At 43.1% G+C, this 21,701-nt stretch carries 17 protein-coding genes; 11 read left to right on the top strand and 6 right to left on the bottom strand.

Annotated elements, in window-relative coordinates; all coding sequences use genetic code 11:
• The first annotated feature begins 16 nt into the window (after positions 1-16).
• From sppA to pncA, 3 genes are all read left to right on the top strand, one after another.
• The gene (gene sppA, locus ABLA76_RS06795; protein WP_348987358.1) at positions 17-1,894 is read left to right on the top strand and encodes a signal peptide peptidase SppA; all 1,878 of its coding nucleotides are present in this window, start codon (positions 17-19) and stop codon (positions 1,892-1,894) included.
• A 109-nt stretch (positions 1,895-2,003) separates the two neighbouring features.
• Positions 2,004-3,023, top strand: a complete 1,020-nt coding sequence (gene ansA / locus ABLA76_RS06790) for an asparaginase (RefSeq protein WP_348987357.1) — start codon at positions 2,004-2,006, stop codon at positions 3,021-3,023.
• Between the two features lie 24 nt (positions 3,024-3,047).
• On the top strand, positions 3,048-3,683 hold the full coding sequence (pncA, locus tag ABLA76_RS06785; protein WP_348987388.1) for a bifunctional nicotinamidase/pyrazinamidase: 636 nt from the start codon (positions 3,048-3,050) through the stop codon (positions 3,681-3,683).
• A gap of 108 nt (positions 3,684-3,791) precedes the next feature.
• Here the strand turns inward: pncA and ABLA76_RS06780 are convergent, their stop codons facing one another.
• Both ABLA76_RS06780 and msrB read right to left on the bottom strand, forming a co-directional pair.
• Positions 3,792-4,073 (bottom strand): DUF1315 family protein, encoded by a 282-nt coding sequence (locus ABLA76_RS06780; RefSeq protein WP_348987356.1) that lies wholly within the window; start codon positions 4,071-4,073, stop codon positions 3,792-3,794.
• Between the two features lie 205 nt (positions 4,074-4,278).
• Positions 4,279-4,692 (bottom strand): peptide-methionine (R)-S-oxide reductase MsrB, encoded by a 414-nt coding sequence (gene msrB, locus ABLA76_RS06775; RefSeq protein WP_348987355.1) that lies wholly within the window; start codon positions 4,690-4,692, stop codon positions 4,279-4,281.
• A 342-nt stretch (positions 4,693-5,034) separates the two neighbouring features.
• Between msrB and gapA the strand changes: the two genes are divergently transcribed.
• Together gapA and ABLA76_RS06765 are read left to right on the top strand one after the other, a co-directional pair.
• Complete coding sequence (gene gapA, locus ABLA76_RS06770) at positions 5,035-6,030, top strand: glyceraldehyde-3-phosphate dehydrogenase (RefSeq protein ID WP_047769804.1); 996 nt, start codon at positions 5,035-5,037, stop codon at positions 6,028-6,030.
• Positions 6,031-6,158: 128 nt separating this feature from the next.
• A complete protein-coding gene (locus ABLA76_RS06765) occupies positions 6,159-7,055 on the top strand; it encodes a D-hexose-6-phosphate mutarotase (protein WP_047769806.1) in 897 nt (298 codons plus the stop codon).
• A 59-nt stretch (positions 7,056-7,114) separates the two neighbouring features.
• Here ABLA76_RS06765 and alr read toward each other — a convergent pair whose 3' ends face one another.
• The 3 genes from alr to fadR all read right to left on the bottom strand — a co-directional run bounded on the left by alr (position 7,115) and on the right by fadR (position 10,802).
• Positions 7,115-8,182 carry an alanine racemase gene (gene alr / locus ABLA76_RS06760; RefSeq protein ID WP_348987354.1) on the bottom strand — a complete coding sequence of 356 codons (1,068 nt, stop codon included), beginning with the start codon at positions 8,180-8,182 and terminating at the stop codon, positions 7,115-7,117.
• Between the two features lie 19 nt (positions 8,183-8,201).
• The gene (locus ABLA76_RS06755) at positions 8,202-9,503 is read right to left on the bottom strand and encodes a D-amino acid dehydrogenase (protein ID WP_348987353.1); all 1,302 of its coding nucleotides are present in this window, start codon (positions 9,501-9,503) and stop codon (positions 8,202-8,204) included.
• 576 nt (positions 9,504-10,079) lie between these two features.
• Complete coding sequence (gene fadR, locus ABLA76_RS06750) at positions 10,080-10,802, bottom strand: fatty acid metabolism transcriptional regulator FadR (RefSeq protein ID WP_348987352.1); 723 nt, start codon at positions 10,800-10,802, stop codon at positions 10,080-10,082.
• A gap of 277 nt (positions 10,803-11,079) precedes the next feature.
• Between fadR and nhaB the strand changes: the two genes are divergently transcribed.
• Positions 11,080-12,624 (top strand): sodium/proton antiporter NhaB, encoded by a 1,545-nt coding sequence (nhaB, locus tag ABLA76_RS06745; RefSeq protein ID WP_348987351.1) that lies wholly within the window; start codon positions 11,080-11,082, stop codon positions 12,622-12,624.
• A 92-nt stretch (positions 12,625-12,716) separates the two neighbouring features.
• Entirely contained in the window at positions 12,717-13,235 is a 519-nt protein-coding gene (gene dsbB / locus ABLA76_RS06740; RefSeq protein WP_348987350.1) for a disulfide bond formation protein DsbB, read from the top strand.
• A gap of 317 nt (positions 13,236-13,552) precedes the next feature.
• Here dsbB and ABLA76_RS06735 read toward each other — a convergent pair whose 3' ends face one another.
• Positions 13,553-14,533: an AraC family transcriptional regulator gene (locus ABLA76_RS06735; protein WP_348987349.1), complete on the bottom strand. Its 981-nt coding sequence runs from the start codon at positions 14,531-14,533 to the stop codon at positions 13,553-13,555.
• Positions 14,534-14,855: 322 nt separating this feature from the next.
• Here ABLA76_RS06735 and ABLA76_RS06730 point away from each other — a divergent pair, with 322 nt between their 5' ends.
• From ABLA76_RS06730 to ABLA76_RS06715, 4 genes are read left to right on the top strand one after another with little or no spacing between them, the layout of a single operon-like run.
• On the top strand, positions 14,856-16,838 hold the full coding sequence (locus ABLA76_RS06730; protein WP_348987348.1) for a TonB-dependent receptor: 1,983 nt from the start codon (positions 14,856-14,858) through the stop codon (positions 16,836-16,838).
• Positions 16,835-18,106: an MFS transporter gene (locus ABLA76_RS06725; RefSeq protein WP_348987347.1), complete on the top strand. Its 1,272-nt coding sequence runs from the start codon at positions 16,835-16,837 to the stop codon at positions 18,104-18,106. The genes ABLA76_RS06730 and ABLA76_RS06725 overlap by 4 nt, the downstream gene beginning before the upstream one ends.
• Positions 18,096-19,880, top strand: coding sequence for an ABC transporter ATP-binding protein (locus ABLA76_RS06720; RefSeq protein ID WP_348987346.1), 1,785 nt, complete (start codon positions 18,096-18,098; stop codon positions 19,878-19,880). The genes ABLA76_RS06725 and ABLA76_RS06720 overlap by 11 nt, the downstream gene beginning before the upstream one ends.
• Positions 19,881-19,882: 2 nt before the next feature.
• A complete protein-coding gene (locus ABLA76_RS06715; RefSeq protein ID WP_348987345.1) occupies positions 19,883-21,655 on the top strand; it encodes an ABC transporter ATP-binding protein in 1,773 nt (590 codons plus the stop codon).
• Positions 21,656-21,701 lie beyond the last annotated feature (46 nt).

Raw genomic sequence — 21,701 nt, 5'->3', positions numbered from 1 at the left:
CTGACCGGAGAACAATATGCGCAAATTATGGCACTTCACGGCAGCATTATTTAAATGGAGCTGGAAGCTCCTAAATTTTGTTCGCCAATTTATTTTCAATCTTATTTTTATTCTGTTGATTGTTGTTGTCGTTGTTGGCGTCATCGTTTACCAACAACAATCCAAACTTGACGATAACTATCACGGGGCATTGTATGTTAACTTATCTGGGATTGTTCTTGATCGCGTAACCGATCGCAGTCCATTTGAACAATTCGCCAAAAATCTTTTGGATCCATCCAATAGCAATGACAAAGAAACCTCTGTGTTTGACATTGTTGACAGCATTCGCCGCGCAAAAAACGATCCCAAAATTACTGGCATGGTATTAAAGCTGGATGATTTTATCGGTACAAACCAGACCTCTATGAGATATCTTGGCAAGGCCATCAACGAATTTAAAGCGGCGGGCAAACCTGTTTTTGCAATTGGCGATTCTTATAGCCAATCACAATATTATTTAGCCAGCTATGCCAATGAAATCTCTCTCTCTCCATTAGGCTCTGTTGATATCCATGGTTTCTCCACCAACCAGTTATATTACAAATCATTGTTAGATACACTGAAAGTGTCTACCCATATTTTCCGTGTAGGTACTTATAAATCAGCCGTCGAACCTATGTTACGTGACGATATGTCAAAAGAAGCTCGTGCATCTGACAGCCTCTGGCTCAACGAACTGTGGAACGATTATTTAAATACCATCGCAGTTAACCGGCATATCCCTGCTGATCAGGTCTTCCCCGGCACCGCAAACTTTATCGAGAAATTCCGTAAAGCAGGCGGAGACGCTTCACTGTATGCGTACCAAAACAAACTAGTGGACTATATTGAACCACGCAGTGTCGTTGAAAAGAAAATGCAGGAAAAATTTGGTTGGAATAAGGAACAAAAACATTTCAATTACATCAGTATCTATAACTACATTGACCAAAAACCAATACAAAACACAAATAATAAAGGCAACATTGCTGTTATTGTTGCTGAAGGGGCAATTTTAGACGGCAAACAATCACCGGGTATCGTTGGCAGCGACACCCTTGTTGAACAACTGCGCGAAGCGCACCATAACCCCAATATCAAAGCGATCGTATTACGAGTAAACAGCCCAGGTGGCAGTATCGGGGCGTCTGAAATTATTCGCAATGAGTTAGCCGCAATCCGGGATGACAAAACCGGAAATGCGAAACCCATCGTCGTTTCAATGGGTGGATTGACTGCTTCTGGCGGTTACTGGATATCAACTCCAGCTAACTATATTATTGCTGATCCGAGTACCTTAACAGGCTCGATTGGTGTTTTTGGTGTCATTCAAACCGTTGAGAAGAGCCTCAATTACCTTGGTGTGAATACCGATGGGGTTTCAACAACACCATTAGCCGATATTTCTGCAACTAAAGGTATCAACCAGACATTCTCAGATGTCATGCAACTCGCTATTGAAAATGGTTACAGTAAGTTTATCGGGCTAGTTGCAAACTCTCGTAATAAATCTTTGGACGAGATCAATAACGTCGCTCAGGGGCGTGTCTGGAGTGGCATTGATGCCAAAAAGCATGGTTTGGTCGATCAGCTGGGTGATTTTGATGACGCCGTTAAAAAAGCCGCTGAACTGGCAAAGATCAAAGATGTATCACTGGACTGGATGCAACCTGAACTTTCATTCTCGGAAAAATTCATGCGGGGAATGACTTCATCAGCACAAGCACTATTGCCAAATACTTTGCAGTCAATGTTGCCGGCTCCATTTGCCGAAGTCGCTCAAGATGTGAAAAAACAAGCTACATTTTATAACAATATGAAAGATCCGCAGAATATCTACACATTCTGTCTGAATTGTGTCGATATCCGTTAAAATAATTGACTAAGTTTTCAACAAATTTAAAGCCTGATGTCACCATCAGGCTTTTTTTATTCTTGATACTCCCTATAATCCGGCTAAATGTTTTTATTGAGGTGTTACCATGCAGAAGAAATCGATCTATGTTGTTTACACTGGCGGTACTATTGGGATGCAACATTCCCCCAATGGATACATTCCCGTTTCCGGTCATTTACAACAACAACTTGCTAAAATGCCAGAATTTCACCGTCCAGAAATGCCGACATTCACGATCCGTGAACACCAACCCCTGATTGATTCTTCTGATATGAGTCCTGACGACTGGAACATTATCGCAAATGATATTTATCAGAATTATCATGACTATGATGGCTTTGTTATTCTGCACGGTACAGATACCATGGCTTTCACGGCATCAGCACTCTCCTTCCTGTGTGAAAACCTGAATAAGCCTATTATTGTGACAGGGTCACAAATTCCGCTGGAAGCCTTGCGTTCCGATGGGCAAACCAATCTCCTTAATGCACTGTATCTCGCAGCAAATTACCCTATTAACGAAGTCAGCTTGTTTTTTAACAATAAGTTATTTCGTGGCAATAGAACAATTAAAGCCCATGCAGATGGCTTCAATGCTTTTTCATCCCCGAACTGCCCCCCACTGATGGAAGCCGGGATAAATATTCGCACTTTCAAAACAAATCCTATACCTGTTAGTCAAGGCGAATTCGTTGTAAATCCAATCAAATCGCAACCAATTGGTGTCGTGACCATCTACCCGGGATTATCCAGTCAGGTGGTAGAAAATATTCTGATGCAACCCGTCAAGGCATTGATTTTACGCTCATACGGTGTTGGCAATGCTCCGCAACGCGTTGATTTATTGCAAACGCTAAAGACAGCAACGGAACGAGGCATTATCGTGGTTAATTTGACACAATGCATTTCTGGCCGAGTCAACATGGGAGGTTATGCGACGGGTCATTCTCTGGCTGCATCAGGTGTTATCAGCGGCTATGACATGACTTTCGAGGCAGCTTTAACAAAATTGCACTATTTACTGAGTCAATCTTATCCCCCTGAAGAGATCCGCGACTTGATGCAACAAAATCTGCGGGGAGAATTGAGTTACGCTGATGAATAACAAATAGATAAGTCGAGAAATATGATGAAAACAGCATTATTACTTATCGATCTGCAAAATGACTTTTGTACCGGAGGAGCACTGGCAGTCAAAGATAGCGACGCAGTGATTGAGACAGCAAATGATGTGATTGCGCTATGCCAGGAAAACAATATCCCGGTCATCGCAACTCAGGATTGGCACCCTGCTAACCATATGAGCTTTGCAGAAAACTCAGGAAAAAAAGTAGGTACATTAGGAAAACTCAATGGTATTCCTCAAGTATGGTGGCCGAACCATTGTATACAAGGAGAGTTTGGTGCAGAGTTTCATGCTTTGTTAAACCAATCTGCTATTCAAGAAATTTTCCGCAAAGGTGAAAACCCCCAGATAGATAGCTATAGTGCATTCTTCGATAATGACCATAATAGTAAAACCCACCTGGATGCATGGTTAACAGAACAAAATATACAACGCCTGCTTATCATGGGTATCGCCACTGATTACTGCGTAAAATTTACTGTACTTGATGCCCTGACACTAGGTTATGAAACCTATGTCATTGTTGATGGCTGCCGGGGTGTTAATATCCAGAAAGAGGATAGCCAGCGGGCATTTGAAGAAATGGCCAGAAAAGGGGCCAAGTTAGTTCCACAAAATGAAATTATATCTATTTTATGACCTAATCCATTACTACAGCAGCCTTAACCATTAATAAAATTAATTTATAAACTAAAAAGAACCTCGTCCTTAACAAAAAACAGGACGAGGTTCTCAATTCAGGCCATTTCAATCTTCCGACTGGGGTTTTAATTTTGCGACCATGTCAGACTGAAATATCGCCTTTAACTCCTGTTTACTTTTTATGGTAATTTGGCCGTCTGTGCCAATCGTCATATGTTCAGGATCATGATTATGTTTTGCTTGCCAGAGCATCACCACCTGTAAACTGTATTCTTTCTGTTCTGGTGTGAGCGGTACACCATCCTGCCATTTTCCCAGTTCAACAGCCTGGATTAATCGCTGATAAATTTCAGGCGTCATGGCGGAGAGTAAATCATCCAACTTCATCGAAATTTCCTTACTTAATGGCTATGTGCTCTATTTCACTGCATATACTACATATCTTACTTGTAGGGCTGTAAGCCAACATGAGTATGAATCATATATTGACCTTAAGAACAGTTAAAAATATTTTATCAAAAAAAGCTGAATCGTTTCTTTTTAACTCATAAAGCCAAGATCTCATTTAAATTCAGAATATTCAAACGTAACATTAACCTGTCGTTTCTTCGCCTGTTTCTTTATCAACAAAACGCAGCGCTGCTGAATTAATACAAAAACGTTCTCCTGTCGGTTTGGGACCATCGGGAAAGATATGCCCCAAATGTGCCTGGCATTGGCTACAACGCACTTCTATCCGATGCATATTATGAGAATAATCATCAATATATGTAACAGAACCATCACGAATCGGTTGGTAGAAGCTCGGCCATCCACATCCCGAATCAAATTTCGTATCAGAAACAAATAATGGCTGGCGGCAACACAAGCAATAATAAATGCCATTTTTTTTGTTATGGAGTAATTTTCCTGAAAACGGCGGCTCAGTACCTGCTTCTTGCGTAACATAGCGCTGTATTTTACTAAGCTGTTCTATAGAAAGGGAAATATTTTGACTTTTAGTCATAATGACCACCTTTTAAGGTCAATATTTTCAATAAAATATCATCGGAAACAACCCAAAATTAACACCAAAATGTCAAAACGCATTCTAACCCATCCAACATAGCAATTTACTTTACTAATTGTGATAAGTCTCACATAACTAACCAATGGTAACTTTAAATATCTCCTTATACCCCGATAATGGTGTACGTAGAGCTTGTTCCAGCTGTATAACAATCGTCTGAATAGTGATTATTAAATTGATCTTTTTCAATTGTTGACACGATTCCGCTTGACGGCTGGCAAGATTTTGGTAACTTTAGAAACAACTTTTAATTCACTAAAAAATAGCTGGTGGAATACTATGACTATCAAAGTAGGTATTAACGGTTTTGGTCGTATCGGCCGTATTGTTTTCCGTGCTGCTCAAGAGCGCTCAGACATTGAAATCGTTGCGATCAATGATCTGTTGGATGCAGAATACATGGCATACATGCTGAAATACGATTCAACCCACGGCCGCTTTAACGGCACTGTTGAAGTTAAAGACGGTCAATTGGTTGTTAACGGCAAAACCATCCGTGTGACATCTGAAAGAGACCCAGCTAACCTGAAATGGAACGAAGTCGGTGCTGATGTTGTTGCAGAAGCAACGGGTATTTTCCTGACCGACGAAACTGCACGTAAGCATATCGCGGCTGGCGCGAAAAAAGTTGTTCTGACCGGTCCATCCAAAGACAATACGCCAATGTTCGTTATGGGTGTCAACCACCGTGCCTACGCAGGCCAGGATATCGTTTCCAACGCGTCCTGTACCACTAACTGTCTGGCTCCACTGGCTAAAGTTATTAATGACAAATTCGGTATCATTGAAGGTCTGATGACGACAGTTCACGCAACAACCGCTACCCAGAAAACGGTTGATGGTCCTTCAGCAAAAGACTGGCGTGGTGGCCGTGGTGCAGCACAGAACATCATCCCCTCTTCCACTGGCGCAGCAAAAGCAGTAGGCAAAGTTATCCCTGAACTGAACGGCAAGCTGACCGGCATGTCTTTCCGTGTTCCTACTCCTAACGTATCTGTTGTTGACCTGACTGTACGTCTAGCTAAACCAGCAACTTATGCAGAAATCTGTAACGCGATTAAAGAAGCGGCAGAAGGCGAACTGAAAGGCATTCTGGGCTATACTGAAGATGACGTGGTTTCCACTGATTTCAACGGCGAAAAACTGACTTCTGTATTTGATGCAAAAGCAGGTATCGCGCTGAACGATAACTTTGTAAAACTGGTTTCCTGGTATGACAACGAAACCGGTTATTCCAATAAAGTTCTGGATCTGATCGCTCACATCTCCAAATAATCGAGCTTTTATCCACTTTCAAAAGCCATCTGTTTTCAGGTGGCTTTTATGTTTATATAACTAAAATATTGAGATATTCTTATTCCTTAGTTCAACTGCCAATTTAAGTGTACATAAGGTCATGACAGATGCTTGATAAAATTTTCTCATTACCGATTGTAGAACAGCTCTCCCCTTATATTAGCCAGCGAAACATTGATGGTTTTCCGTTAATTGTTGTTTCCCATCCTAAAGCTCGCGGCGTGATCAGTCTTCAAGGTGCACACCTGATTACCTGGCAACCCAATAACGAAAAACCCGTATTATGGGTCAGTGATAACACGCTTTTCAGCGCAGGCACTGCTATTCGTGGTGGTATTCCCATCTGTTGGCCTTGGTTTGGTGCGTTTGCAGCTCCCAGTCATGGATTTGCACGGATACTCCCCTGGGAACTCAAAGCTCATGATGAGAATGAAAATGGCGTTATTTTGACATTCACATTGCAGGATAACGCATATACCCGTAAGTTATGGCCACATGAATTCACACTGATTGCCCGCTTTAAATTGGGAGAAACTTGCGAAATAGAATTAGAACCCCACGGGGAATATCAAGCCACGTGTGCCCTTCACTCATACTTCAATGTGAGTGACATCAATCAAATTCAGATTAGCGGGCTTGGTTCACATTTTATTGATACTCTCACCGAGAGTGAGCAATATATTGATGAAGATTTAGTCTTCCGCGGGAGAACAGACCGAATTTATACCAAACCAGACGATTTTAACCTGCTCAGAGATCCGCTATGGAAACGAACAATTGAAATACACCACTATCACCATAGCGAAGTCGTCTGCTGGAATCCTGGCGCTGCACTTTCCAGTAGTATGAAAGATATGAGCAAAGAAGGTTATAAGAATATGGCGTGTATCGAAACTGCACGTATCAATAACCCATTGCAGCCTAAGAATGGCAACCCTGACAGACTTTCTGTCATGATCCGCTGCCGTAAGTTTGCAGATAATAATCAATCAAGTGGGATATAGAACAGGCATTTATTCCAAAACCAAGATAAAAATGCCTGAATTATTAAAAATAGAAAGGATTAAGCCACAGTGACAGGAACGCGCTTCGCTAAAGCACACAAAAGCTCATAACCAATGGTTCCTGCCGGGTTTGCGACTTCATCTACGGGTAGATTTTCTCCCCACAACTCGGCAATGCTGCCTATGTTTGCCTGAGGACACGGAGTCAAATCAACCGTCATCATGTCCATTGATATAGCCCCCAATAACCGGGTACGAACACCATCAACCATAATAGGTGTTCCCGTTGGGGCATGCCGCGGATATCCATCCGCATAACCACAGGCAACTGTACCGACTCGCATGGGTTTTTGGGTTGTATAGCGGCTGCCATAGCCAATTTCTTTTCCCTCGGGAAGCTCATGTACTGCAATGATTTCACTTTGTAGCGTCATGGCTGGTTTCAACCCAATATCGGCAACATCACACCACTTTCCACTCGGAGACACGCCATAAAGAATAATACCTGGCCGTACCCAATCTTTATGTGTTTTCGGATGCCACAACACAGCACCAGAATTCGCCAGACAATGAGGCAGTGAATTCATTTGCAAACACTCAACAACCGCGAATTGTTCATCAATACCCATTTCATTATCCGAATTGGCAAAATGGGTCATTAAAGTCACTGACTTAATATTTTTAACCTTTCTCGCCATTGAAACTATCTGTGGATACTCTTTTTGGATGAATCCCAACCGATTCATGCCACTATTGAGTTTCAAATAGATATCAATAGGCGTATCCAATTTGGCTTTTCCTATCTCATCAAGCTGCCAATGACTATGTACTACGGTTGTCAGGCGGTATTTATTGATAATCTGTAAATCGGCGGGCTTGAAAAAACCCTCCAATAGCAAGATTGGCCCTTGCCATCCCTGCTCCCTTAAATAAATAGCTTCATTCATGTCAAGCAGTGCAAATCCATCTGTCTGCATGAGTGATTGCCATATTCTGTCCAATCCATGCCCATACGCATCCGCTTTTACTACCGACCAAATTTTACTGTTACCCACCATTTGACGAATAACAGACAGATTATGGCGAAATGCATTGAGATGGATCGTTGCCAAAATAGGACGTGGCATGACGACCCCTTCTTATAGTTTATGCCGTGTGTAAATGAGGCTTCATTGGAAACACTTTTATATTGAAGCCATCAATGTATCTGGATACAGAGAGATCATCTGCCGCAATATCGGGCTTTTTGCCTGAAATTAAATCAGACAGTAACTTCCCTGAACCACAGGCCATCGTCCAACCTAGTGTTCCATGTCCTGTATTTAAATAAAGATTCGCATATTTGGTTGGCCCAACAATAGGAGTACCGTCCGGGGTCATAGGACGCAAACCTGTCCAGAATGAGGCCTCCGTAATATTGCCGCCATTATGGTATAGATCCTGTACAACCATTTTTAATGTTTCACAACGATTCTGGAGAACATTCAAATTAAATCCAACCACTTCCGCCATACCACCAACGCGAATACGATTATCAAAACGCGTAATGGCAATCTTGTAAGTTTCATCCAGCACAGTTGAGACAGGTGCTTTTGATTCGTCCATGATCGGCATTGTTAATGAATAACCTTTCAGCGGATAAACCGGAATTTTAACCTGTTCTTTTAATATTTCAGTGGAATAAGATCCCATCGCTACCACATAGTGATCCGCCGTCATGATGCCATCATCACATTGAATACCCGTGACTCTATTTCCATCCACCAAAATCTGTTTAACCCGCTTGTTGAATACAAACTGCACACCAATATCTTCTGCCATTTTGGCCAGAGTTTTGGTAAAAAGTTGACAATCACCCGTTTCATCATTCGGTAATTGCAACCCGCCTGTCAGTTTATGGGAAGCATTGGCAAGCGCTGGCTCCACTGTCGCCAATTGCCCGGCAGTCAATAATCGATAAGAAACCCCCTCTTGCTCTAACACTTTGATATCGTTGGCTGCATTATCAAATTGCTTGGTGGTCCTGAACAATTGCAGAGTTCCTCCCTGGCGCCCTTCATATTGGATCCCCGTATCGGCCCTTAATTGTTTAATACAATCCCGACTATATTCTGCCAAGCGTACCATTCTGCTTTTATTCATCGCGTAATGGCCTGCATCACAATTACGCAGCATTTGCCACATCCAACGTAATTGAAACAGGGAACCATCAGGGCGAATAGCTAAAGGCGCGTGACGTTGAAACACCCACTTTATTGCTTTTAGTGGGATACCTGGAGCCCCCCAAGGGGTCGCATACCCTGGTGAGATTTGACCGGCATTAGCGGCACTAGTTTCTTCTGCGGCACTGTTCTGGCGATCAATTACAGTAACTTCATGGCCTGCTTGTGCAAGATACCATGCGCTGGTTACGCCAATAACACCGCTGCCTAAAATAAGGACCTTCATTCTACCCCCTACTGGCAAGTGATGTCCGCAAGCATAATATGCTAAACATAAAAAGCCAATACAGAATAATAGACCATGACGCAATTAATTAACTTTTAGGATTTAAGTCACATTTACATTACGAAATACAAAAAAATATTTCTTCAACAAATTTAGAGTTTCAATATAAATTCATATAAATCAAATAGTTAAAAAAGATAAAAATACTGTTTACCCCTTCATTTCTTACTTATTAAAGTGTTTTTTATGGCAAAAAATAAACATTGCATTCACAATGATAGAATTCATAAAACTCCAGACAAATGAAAATTTTTGGAATTTTATCTAGCATCGTTATTAATTAAGTAGAATAATAATTTAAAAAACTGCATTACACAGTTGGGCGTGTTTCTAAATAGCACACACGTGTTAAGTGATGATCAGAGAAATGCCCCAGAAACATAGATAATGATGCATCAATAATTGCATATTATATGACCTAACCATGAGATAACTACATCACTGGGGTAAATAAATGTAACCAATCGTGAGGCAAACAAAAAACGAAGAGTTTAACCAACTTAAGACGTGTTTCTGTTAATTCGTTGATCTTTCTGTCAATTCATTGATCATAATACTTTGCATACTATGCCAGATAATGCCACTCTCTTTACCATAATTACGCACACAACCCATGATCTTGTCATAGGCTTTTTCCCGACATAATGAACTTAACTGCTGGTAGAAATTCAACGCTAAATTACGTGCTTCAGGACTGGAGAAATAATAACGACCAACACGGGTATACAACCCTTTCAGCCCGTTAATAATCAAACCGTAAATTGGGTTTCCTGACGCAAAAGCCAGACCACGAAAAATATCATAGTCCACAGAACTGAAAGCTTCAGCGGTATCTTCCACGTTTTCTTTTTCCGCCAGAATTTCCAATGATTTTTCAGGATTGTTCTTAAATGCCGTGCGGATAAAGATAGCGGCAATATTGGTTCGCACAGCTAATAAGTTGTCAATCAACTGGGGAACACGATCATGATCAAGACGCGCCAAAGTTTCCAGAATATTAAGACCGGATGTTTCCCAGAAATTATTAACCTTGGTTGGTTTACCATGCTGAATAGTCAACCAACCATCACGGGCAAGGCGCTGCAATACTTCACGCAAGGTCGTACGGGTGACACCGATCAATTCAGATAATTCACGTTCTGCTGGCAGTATGGAGCCGGGTGGAAAGCGATTATTCCAAATACTTTCAATGAGATACTCTTCCGCGAAACTCGCAGGACTTTGAGCCTTAATTACCATAATTTTAATTATTCCAAAGCAGTTTTCTTGGCTAATAATAGCGGTTGATGATACCAGAATGTGCTTGCCCGACATAGTTACCTGGTAAATAAACCGTGAAAGAGTGAAAGGGTTCATAAAAAATGCGATCATTGGTAGATTAATTATTCGCTAATGCCCTTAAATTGCTATCGCATTGAGCGTACAATACCGCTCCGATATGTTTCTATAGTGGTCGTTTTGATTTATCGCTACTTAGATTTTTTCTACATATCCACAAAGAGGAATATTAATAATAATGGAAATCAGTCTCCAACGCGCAGTGGTGAAGAACTTTCTCGGCAATTCGCCGGATTGGTACAAACTGGCTATCATTGTTTTTCTGATTATCAATCCACTGGTCTACTTCTTTATCAGCCCTTTTGTTGCCGGCTGGATGCTCGTCGTTGAGTTTATCTTCACACTAGCAATGGCATTAAAATGTTATCCTCTGCAACCTGGAGGATTGCTCGCTATTGAAGCAGTCATCATTGGAATGACTTCGCCAAAACAAATAGGTCATGAAATTGCCAACAATCTGGAAGTCATTTTATTGCTGATTTTCATGGTTGCGGGCATTTACTTCATGAAACAATTATTGCTGTTTGTTTTTACAAAGCTGCTACTGAGTATCCGCTCCAAGAAAATGCTGGCACTGGCATTCTGTCTGGCGAGTGCTTTCTTATCCGCTTTCCTTGATGCCCTGACTGTAATTGCTGTTGTCATCAGTGTTTCAATCGGGTTTTACGCCATCTATCACCGATTCCTTTCCCACAACGGCAGTTCTGAACTGAATGATGATAAGTACATTGACAGTGAGGATAAAAGACAGACGCTGGAACAGTTCCGGGCATTCCTGCGCAGTCTGATGATGCATGCGGGGGTTGGTACTGCACTGGGCGGCGTGATGACTATGGTTGGTGAACCCCAAAACCTGATTATTGCCAAACATGTTGATTGGGATTTTGTCACATTCTTTATTCGTATGTCGCCAGTCACCATTCCTGTGTTTATTTGTGGCTTGCTGGTCTGTTTGCTGGTTGAACATTTTAAATTATTCGGTTACGGTGCTGAATTGCCTGAGCGTGTTCGCTCTGTTCTGGAAGATTACGACCAAAAAGCCAGTGAAAAACGTACCCGCCAAGAAAAAGCCCAGCTTGCTATTCAAGTATTAATCGGCATCTGGCTGATTGCCGCCCTGGCTTTTCATTTGGCTGAAGTGGGTTTGATTGGCCTATCAGTCATTATTTTAGCGACTGCATTCTGTGGTATTACCGAAGAACATGCGTTAGGTAAAGCATTTGAGGAAGCCTTACCGTTTACTGCCCTGTTGACCGTGTTTTTCTCTGTGGTTGCCGTCATTGTTGACCAACAACTGTTTACGCCATTTATTCAATTTGTCTTGCAGTCTTCACCCGCTTCACAGCTTTCCTTATTCTACCTGTTCAACGGATTGCTCTCCACGGTTTCTGATAACGTTTTCGTCGGTACGGTTTACATTAATGAAGCGCTGAACGCCCTGAAAAGTGGCCTGATTTCACAACAGCAATACGAGTATTTGGCCGTTGCTATCAATACAGGAACTAACTTACCATCCGTAGCAACCCCTAATGGACAGGCCGCTTTTCTGTTCCTGCTAACGTCTGCCTTATCTCCATTGATCCGTCTCTCTTATGGTCGCATGGTAATAATGGCCTTGCCTTATACCATTGTGATGACACTAGTGGGTCTGTTGTGTGTTGAATTCTGGTTAGTGCCAGCCACTGAATATCTCATCAAACTTGGTTTGATCACCCCACTATAATTGGAGACTGAATTTATCGTTATATCCTGCCGGATGGTGTGGTTTTGCACAATAACCCCGTTATTTATATTGAAAAGATGGGAAGAAAAAAAATGTTTCAATTTTTAAATCAGAGTTCCCAAGGGCGAGGCGCATGGATATTGATGGCGTTGACAGCTCTTATCCTGGAAGCGACAGCACTCTATTTTCAACATGTGATGCAGTTACAGCCTTGCGTAATGTGCATTTATGAGCGTGTTGCGTTGTTTGGTATTCTAGGTGCGGCGCTGCTCGGTGCAATCGCACCTAAAACGCCTTTGCGCTGGTTGGCGATCCTGTTGTGGATTTATAGCGCATGGCAAGGATTACAACTGGCATGGGATCACACCATGATGCAGTTATACCCTTCTCCGTTTAATACTTGTGAATTTCTTGTCCAATTCCCATCTTGGTTACTGTTGAATGATTGGCTACCCTCGGTGTTTCAGGCGTTTGGGGATTGTTCGATGAAACAGTGGGGATTTTTAACGCTGGATATGCCGCAATGGCTGATTGGCATTTTTGCCGCTTATCTGCTGGTGAGTATATTGGTGTTAGTGAGCCAATTTTTTCGGACTCAGGATAGATCTTAAGAGTAAAAATTTGCCCCCAAAGGAGTCGCTAAAGGCTCCTTTAATACCTTTCCTATATTCAGTTCTCTATCACCATAATAAAAAACGCGATCTGTATTGCAGATTATAAATCAGAAAAAACGAAAAGATAAATTTTACTGATTTATAGGCTGAAAAAATGGTAGACTTTTTAAGTCGAAAAAATATTTTATAAAACAGTTAGATAAAATTAGAGTGTTCCCCGTAAGCACGGGGATAAACCGCACGGTAGCCACAACGATTTAGTGTTTCGTTGGTGTTCCTACCAATTTAACAACCTTATGCCACACTCGAAATTTCTACTGACTTTCCGCTGTAATACTTTCTTTCAGTAATGTGTGATTCACGGCATATTTTGCTTGCCATGCTTTAGGGTTGATTAAATAATGTTGCCGGAAACGTTTAGAAAAATGACTTGGGCTGGAATAACCCACTGCGGCAGCAACCTCAATGACATTCATCCCTTTCTTCAATAAATCTTCCGCTGTGGTCATACGAACGTTTTCCAGATATTGATGGAAGGTACGGAAAACAACCGCCCGGAATCCCTCTTTTAATTTCCGCTCATTCAACCCCACGGCTCTTGATAACAATTTTATGGTCCAGGGGTAATGATAATCGTTATTAATTATTTTTATCGCATTATAAACAGCACGGCGCTGCAATCCGCTAATCACATTATATTGGCAATCATAAATTTGAGCTGCCACACAAGCGAGTATTTCTAACGCCTTTGCCTTTAAATAGACCTTTCTGACACTCCCGTTTAATTGACATTCTTCTATTTGATTCACTATCTGCATAAAGGGGGGATAGATAGGGCAAGCCATCATCAAGGCATCACTATAACTCGCGTTTTTCTCAAAACCAGCCGTTAACCTGGTAAACGATGGTAACTCCTGAGCTTCAATTTCGTTCAGAGAAAAACGGATATCGAGAATATGCCAGATTCCGCAGCCAAAGAAATTCATACCCCGCGTCATCGTAGGCGAATAAAAAAATACCATTGTTCCCGGATTAATATCTAAAACCTCGCCATTCTCAATTGCCATTTTCCCCTTGCCACTGAGAACAAAAGCTATTGACACTGTTGGCGGTCCTTCACAATATTCTGTAAAATCTTGGCTTAACTCAAGATGGATACGGTTGATGTGAATTCCATCAGAAAGCTCCTCGGTCAGCAATAAAGGCGTTGTGTTATTTTCCTCTGCTGGCGAATGCCTATTATTGCAATGGCCCGCCGTGAAAACCCCCAATGTCTCGCTATAGATCGTCTTCATGAAATCCTCTGTAAAATTAGCATCAGACACCAATCATTTCAAAAAAAAACGCTTTCCAAAATAAAAACAGCATGTTGTGCGTGTTAAAGACATTATTCTTTTATTTTATATATTTATATACAGATGTGAATATCACGCAATTTATCATTAATGAGAATCATTATCAATAGTACGTATCGCGCTATTTTTGTCCCTATCCCGTTAGCTCTTCTTTTCTATTCCAGTTAATTTCACCAGATATGTTTCCAGGTTTACCATACTTGTCTGGTTTACCACATTTGATCTTTTTAAAACATGATTTGGAAAGGCATAAAGAGTATTTATGAAAAAAAAATATGCTAAAGCGTCTGCCTTATGTTGTCTGATTTCACCTGTTGTGGCCTGGGCGGAGCATTCACCCGAAGCCACAGAAGATGTTTTGATTGTGACGGCCAACAAACAGGCAGAAGCATTAAATAAAGTTAATGGCAGCATTTTGGTAAAAACTGGCGAGGAACTTGAGCAAGCGGGTATCACTCAGGTACAGGATCTTGAGCGCGCTTTCCCTGGCTTACAAATCCGCTCTCGCGGTAACCGAACCTATTCAGCAACCACAATTCGGGGTATCAGTTCACCCGATTACTATTCACCTTCCATTCGCATTTATGTTGATGGTGTTCCTCAGGATCACCAGTTTCTGACACAAGAGTTAATCAATGTAGAACGTGTAGAATTATTACGTGGTCCGCAAGGCACTTTATATGGTGGCAACGCTCAGGCCGGTGTTATCAATATTATCACCCGTTCTCCGAAAGAAGGTCCCTGGCTTAACCTTTCTGGTCATTATTCCAAGTTAAAACAAGGCGGTTCCTTCAGCGGTTCAATGCCGCTTATTGAAGACATGCTTTATGGCAGCATGAGTCTACGCTGGGTAAAAGAGCCAGGACAAATTGATGCACCAAATCGCGGTGATAAAAATATTGATGCCAGCAAGACCTGGCTCGGTAAAGGAAAGCTAACATTTGCACCAGAAGATTCTCCTTTCAGCGCTGAACTTAGCTTTGCTCATGAAGATCTCAATTCACATGAAGAGCTTTATTTAACCGACGAACAGTTCCGGCAGAAAAAATATGATGGCCCTGTCCCGGATTTAACACGGCGCGTCAACAGTTATGCCCTCAAAGCAGAATATGATTTTGGCAACAACGTATTAACCAGTGTCACCGCCTATCAGGATCGCGATATTTTCCGTGATTTTATCGGGGGTAAATGGAAAGAAAAACACCACGCCACAACCCAAGAGTTGCGTTTAAATTCCAGCTACTCAAATGGGATTACCCATGTTCTCGGTGGCTGGTTCTCAGATGAAACTAACAAACATTATACTCGCTATAATGATGCGCATAACAAAATCAAAGGAAAATCGCTAGCCCTGTTCGGTGAGGTTAAATTACCCATTGCGTCTCAATGGGACCTTACCCTTGGTGGTCGTTTATCACATGAAAAATCTCAGATCAATTATTCAGGATCTGACATCATGAAGATTGACGCTTTTGATAACCAGGTTTCCAGCAACGAATTTATACCTAAAGCAGCTCTGGGCTGGCAATTGACACCTGATAGCCGTTTCTATCTCTCTGCCACCAAAGGATACAAACCGGGCGGATTCAACAACATCGTTTCTTCCATCAATAATAGAAAGCCTTATGATACCGAAACCTCAGGCAATTATGAGTTCGGTTGGCATACCTCGTTCTTTAATAACGCAATGACATTAAACAGTGCGGTTTACTACATCCGTTCCAAAGATAAGCAGATCTATGTTGGACCTATGGGGGGGCAATTTATCCGCAACGCCGGAAAAGCAGAAAGTAAAGGTATTGAACTGAACAGCCAGATTAAGCCAATGCAAGGGCTTAGACTTTCTCTTGGTGGTAGCATAGGTAAGTCAAATTTCACTGATACAACACGTGGCGTAAGTTATAAAGGCAAACGCCTGCCTTATGCACCCGATGTCATGCTTAATGCAAGTTTCGACTATCTGATTGATCAAACATTGTTACCGGGTAACCTCTATTTCAATGCCGCCACTCGCTATTATTCAAAAAGCTACTTTGATGAAGCGAATACCCTTGAACAAGGGGGATATACTCTCTATGACGCGTCACTCAGTTTAGAAATGGATCATGGCATCAATGTCAAACTTTATGGCGAAAACTTAGGTAACAAACAGTACCGTGTCTCTAGTTTCCAGCTTATGAACGGTACGCACAGCATGATAAGTAAGGGCTTGAATGTGGGGCTGGATGTGAGCGTTGCACTATGATGCACAATACCTCACATCGCCGTCACATCTCGTTACTACTTTTGACTTTGGCGGGTGTTTACACCATCCAAAGTACCATTGGTATGTTAACGTTACAAAGCATGCCGGCATTTCTACGCAACCACGGTGTTACCCCAGATAAGATAGGGTTACTCTATCTATTGATGCTACCTTGGGCATTTAAATTCCTCTGGGCTTCCGTTGTAGAACGCTATCGCAAATCAGGTTCGGGGGATACTCACCCCCGCCGTCTCATGCTCTGCGGCAATCTGTTAATTGTCCTGCTTTTTGGTTCAATATCATTGGCAAAACCTGCTGAACATATGCCGCTCATTATCGCAGCTCTGTTTCTGATTACGCTGTGCCTGACTGTGGTAGATACCACCACGGATGGTCATGCTATTGACCGATTATCACCACAGCATCGCCCCTGGAGCAACGTCATGCAGGTTGGGGGCAGTTATCTGGGGGCTATGATCGGCAGCGGCCTGTTTTTATATCTTACTTCACTGTATGGCTGGCACATTGGGGCAGGTATGTTAGCTATAGCGATCCTATTAATGTCGCTGCCTGTCTTGTTCATTCGGAAAACGCAGGGGCAGGTAGAATCAAATGGGTCAAAAACGCCAAGTACAGCATCTTCAAATCTATCTCAAAAACCATCGTTAAAGGATGCGTTACGCCGTACTCCGGTTAAACAAGCGCTGATGTTAATACTGTTGTGTATGATTGGGACACGCCTGTCACTCGGTATGCTCTCCCCATTTTTAGTCGATCGCGGCGTAGACTTGACCCAATTAGGCATCATTGCTGCCAGTGGGGGGGCATTAGCCGGTTTATCCGGTGTCCTGCTTGGTGGCATCGTGGTACGTAAGTTAGGTGCCATCCAGACATTATCGGCGGTAATGCTGCTTGAATGTCTGGTATTAGTCAGTATTTTTTGGCTTGCCCAACAACCAGAAACTCCCCTATCCCTGCTTTCAGCCGCATACGTTTTTATTACGTTAATCACCGCCACCAAATTTGTTGCCCTGTATACCCAAATGATGTCTCTGGCGGCAGGCATACAGTCTGGTGTGGATTTCGCGTTGATGCAATCCGCAGATATGAGCATTGCGATCATCTGTTCAATACTGGGTGGATTGATTGTGACCAAAGCAAGCTATGCCTCTCTTTTCGCGCTTGCATCACTCTTCACTCTCGCAGGCTTGTTCTGGACATTACGTAAGCGCCACGATTTCCAAAAGGAAAACACCTATGCTCAGTAATGACCCTTCTGTTCAAAACTCTCCCGAGCAGCGTGCAGCTGACGCCGGTGTCATTAAGACATTGTGGGCTATGATGCGCCCATACCGCACGCTGAGTTATGTTGCCATTGCACTGGCGGTTGTTTCCGCAGGCTTGCAAATACTGCCGGCGGCAATTGCCGGTCTGATTACCCAATCTCTCTATGACGGGCAATATGACGCCTTACTGAATTACGGCATCATGTTATTAAGCTTTACCTTTGCCGCTATGCTGACTTTCAGTGGTTCAACGTTTGTTGCTCATTTGATCGCTGCCGATGTTCAGGCTGATATTCGTCGTCATATCAGCAATAAATTGAAGTCTGTTCCCTTGGGCTTCTTTATGCAGACTGACAGCACTGAAATAAAGAAGATGATGCTAGATGACGTCGAACAGCTTGAAGATGGTATTGCCCACATTATTCCAGAAATGTCAGCAACCGTGTTCGGCCCATTGATTGCATTGGGTGTGATGTCAGCCATTGACTGGCGATTAGCATTGGCCGCTTTCGCCCCAACATTGGGTGCCTGTTTATTATTCATCTATATTCAGATGAAAGTTCAAACTACGACTCAGCGTTTTTACGCCGCCCAAAATCGTATTGCTTCGACAATGGGTGAAGTTATCAACGCAATTCCTGTAGTGAAAACCTATTCCGGCGGCAATATTGCACTACAGCGAGCGGAAGACGCATTTACCGCGCTGACGCGAATTATTGATGTTTGGATTGAGAAAGTGCAGGTTAAATCCAGCCGGTTTTTTGTGCTGTCCAGTGCTAATTTGCTGTTTGTCCTCCCTTTAGCGATCGGGTTATTTAACCGACAAGAGATCACTTTATTTGAGTTCACTTTCTTTATTCTGGCTGCTATGGCATTCGGCAATATTGCGTCATCCATGTTCTCTGTGATGACACGTTTGCAGCAGCAAGAGGCGTTAATCACACGTTATCGTTGGCTAATGAATCAACCTGAATTAGCGCCATGTACTCAAAGCCAGGCTCCTGCCGATCATACTGTGACTTTGCATAATGTCAGCTTTTCCTATCAGGATAAGCAGGACAATGCCTTAAATAACCTCTCATTTTCCGTCCCTGCCGGCAGTTCACTCGCTCTGGTCGGCGCCAGTGGTTCTGGTAAATCCACGATAGCCAGCCTGATTGCCCGTCTTTGGGACCCTCAACAAGGCAAAATTACTGTTGGGGGAGTTGATATCCGCAACATGGATGAACCCACGCTGCGTAATAACATCTCTTTTGTGTTCCAGCGGGTGTTTCTGTTCAACGATACGATAGCCAATAATATCCGCCTGGCCCGTCCTGATGCTTCACCAACAGAAGTTGAAGCGGCGGCCCTCGCAGCACAAGCCCATCAATTCATCCAACAGTTACCACAAGGCTACAACACCGTGATTAACCACGGTATCAGCTTGTCTGTAGGAGAAAAACAGCGTATCGCCGTTGCCGCCGCTATCCTGAAAAACGCCCCCATTCTTGTATTGGATGAAGCCACCGCCTATGCCGATCCCGAATGTGAAAAAGAGATGCAACAAGCACTCAATGCGTTATGCCGCAATAAGACAGTAATTGTTATCGCCCATCGTCTGCCAACCATCCGTCACCTTGATCAAATACTGGTTCTGGATAAAGGACACATCGTTGAGCAAGGCACCCATGATGAACTGGTTGCACAGCAAGGCGCGTATGCCAAACAGTGGGCAGCCTGGCGGGGAGAAAAGACCGGAACAGGAGTAAATTAATCATGGGATTATTTCATCGTCTCCAACAACATCTGTCTGCAAAGCTACAACGGGTCTGGTTTGGTGGGTTGTTATATAAACAACTTGATACCATTGCGATTATGGCTCAACTGGCTATCGCCGCCTGGGCTATCACTCATCTGGAGGAAAATCATCTGCAAGAAAGCGGCAACGCTATGCTGCCACTTATCACGCTGACACTATTAGTTGTTTTACTGTTGCTGCGGTTCGCTTTCATGTCTCGCGCATTACGTAAACTCACCATTGCCGCTTATGGGTTGGGAATAGAAATCCGTCGCGCTTTGCTACAACGGCTTGTCAGTATGTCCGTAGCGACAATTCGCGGATTAAGTGCCGGAAAAATAGCCCTGACGTTATCCGAAGATGTGCAATGGCAGGAAAATCAATCAGCCTATACCACCCCACAAATCACCTGCCAGATTATGATGCTGGCGCTTATCTATCTGACTTTATTCTGGTTCGACTGGGTAGTTGCGGGCTGTGCCCTGTTAGTCTTGATGGTTGGATTACTGATCCTGGGGGGTATCCGGCAAAAACTCAATGAAATACTGCGTCGCCGGGCAGCGATGATGGCTGATGTCTCCGCATCAATCGTAGAATATGCTCAGGGCATGGCTTTTATTCGCGCAGCGGCTGCGACCACAACGGTAGAACAACGTTTTGACCGGGAAATTGAACAACTACGTGCCGCATTCCGCCGTGGCATATTCAAAAGCATACCGTTGCTGAGTCTGTTCTACATCATTATTGATACCAGCGTGGTGGTTGGCATTCTGGCGGGAGCTTTACGCTTTAATGAAGCACTCACTCTTCCTGAGATGCTGATCACTATTCTATTGTTGTTCGCCACGATTACCCCTTTACGCGGGATCATTCCCCTGCTCAACGTGACCGCATTGACACAAGTCGGTGAAACACATATTGCCGAGATAGAAGCGATTGCAACGCAAACTGCCGGGCCATTAGCCGCACCAAACAAATATGATGTCGAAGCTAACAACATCTCATTTAGCTACCCGGGCACTCACCAGCCCGCTATCCAAAACGTGTCATTTTATGCACCACAAGGCAGTATGACCGCGATTGTGGGGCCAAGTGGCAGTGGTAAATCCACGCTGGCCTACTTATTACTCGCTTTCTATCAACTGGATAAAGGTGAAATCCGTTTGGGTGGAAACCCTATTCATCATTACCAGACTCAAGCGCTGTACGACACCGTCACAATGGTATTCCAGGAAACCGCACTCTTTCAGGATACTGTCGCCAACAATCTCCGTTTGGGTGATCCGAATGCGACGCCGTCAGCGCTGGAACAGGCTGCCCGCCTCGCCAGAATTCACGATACGATTATGGCATTACCGCAAGGGTACGATACACCTTTAGGTGTGGATGGCGGTACGTTGTCTGGCGGGGAGCGCCAACGGCTCGCCATTGCGCGCGCGATCCTAAAACAGTCCCCAGTGCTATTCCTGGACGAGGCAACTGCGTCGTTGGATCCCGAAAATGAGCAATTGATACAAGAAGCCTTTGATTCTCTCACTCAGGATAAAACCGTTTTTGTTATCGCTCACCGCCTGAGCACGATAACCCGTGCTGATCAAATATTGGTCATGGATCATGGAACCCTCTGTGATAGCGGTACACATGATGAATTACTGAAACGTTGTCCACTTTACCAATCCCTTTGGAAAAATCACCTTGGCTCAGAAGAGCATTGGCACTTACATCCCAGTATTCACTTAAATAAGGTGTAACACTTCCAATTGATTTATCAGGTACTGTCATTTTATAGGATTTACT

Origin of the sequence: Xenorhabdus sp. SGI240, from assembly GCF_040081915.1 — a bacterium.
Taxonomy (GTDB): Bacteria; Pseudomonadota; Gammaproteobacteria; order Enterobacterales; family Enterobacteriaceae; genus Xenorhabdus; species Xenorhabdus bakwenae.
Note: the sequence above shows the minus strand (reverse complement) of the source record. Positions and strands in the feature narration are given on the sequence as shown.

What these genes read in the sequence shown, in the direction of transcription:
- sppA (WP_348987358.1), top strand. Translation starts at nt 17, where the DNA reads ATGCGCAAATTATGGCACTTCACGGCAGCATTATTTAAATGGAGCTGG.
- ansA (WP_348987357.1), top strand. Translation starts at nt 2,004, where the DNA reads ATGCAGAAGAAATCGATCTATGTTGTTTACACTGGCGGTACTATTGGG.
- pncA (WP_348987388.1), top strand. Translation starts at nt 3,048, where the DNA reads ATGAAAACAGCATTATTACTTATCGATCTGCAAAATGACTTTTGTACC.
- ABLA76_RS06780 (WP_348987356.1), bottom strand. Translation starts at nt 4,073, where the DNA reads ATGAAGTTGGATGATTTACTCTCCGCCATGACGCCTGAAATTTATCAG.
- msrB (WP_348987355.1), bottom strand. Translation starts at nt 4,692, where the DNA reads ATGACTAAAAGTCAAAATATTTCCCTTTCTATAGAACAGCTTAGTAAA.
- gapA (WP_047769804.1), top strand. Translation starts at nt 5,035, where the DNA reads ATGACTATCAAAGTAGGTATTAACGGTTTTGGTCGTATCGGCCGTATT.
- ABLA76_RS06765 (WP_047769806.1), top strand. Translation starts at nt 6,159, where the DNA reads ATGCTTGATAAAATTTTCTCATTACCGATTGTAGAACAGCTCTCCCCT.
- alr (WP_348987354.1), bottom strand. Translation starts at nt 8,182, where the DNA reads ATGCCACGTCCTATTTTGGCAACGATCCATCTCAATGCATTTCGCCAT.
- ABLA76_RS06755 (WP_348987353.1), bottom strand. Translation starts at nt 9,503, where the DNA reads ATGAAGGTCCTTATTTTAGGCAGCGGTGTTATTGGCGTAACCAGCGCA.
- fadR (WP_348987352.1), bottom strand. Translation starts at nt 10,802, where the DNA reads ATGGTAATTAAGGCTCAAAGTCCTGCGAGTTTCGCGGAAGAGTATCTC.
- nhaB (WP_348987351.1), top strand. Translation starts at nt 11,080, where the DNA reads ATGGAAATCAGTCTCCAACGCGCAGTGGTGAAGAACTTTCTCGGCAAT.
- dsbB (WP_348987350.1), top strand. Translation starts at nt 12,717, where the DNA reads ATGTTTCAATTTTTAAATCAGAGTTCCCAAGGGCGAGGCGCATGGATA.
- ABLA76_RS06735 (WP_348987349.1), bottom strand. Translation starts at nt 14,533, where the DNA reads ATGAAGACGATCTATAGCGAGACATTGGGGGTTTTCACGGCGGGCCAT.
- ABLA76_RS06730 (WP_348987348.1), top strand. Translation starts at nt 14,856, where the DNA reads ATGAAAAAAAAATATGCTAAAGCGTCTGCCTTATGTTGTCTGATTTCA.
- ABLA76_RS06725 (WP_348987347.1), top strand. Translation starts at nt 16,835, where the DNA reads ATGATGCACAATACCTCACATCGCCGTCACATCTCGTTACTACTTTTG.
- ABLA76_RS06720 (WP_348987346.1), top strand. Translation starts at nt 18,096, where the DNA reads ATGCTCAGTAATGACCCTTCTGTTCAAAACTCTCCCGAGCAGCGTGCA.
- ABLA76_RS06715 (WP_348987345.1), top strand. Translation starts at nt 19,883, where the DNA reads ATGGGATTATTTCATCGTCTCCAACAACATCTGTCTGCAAAGCTACAA.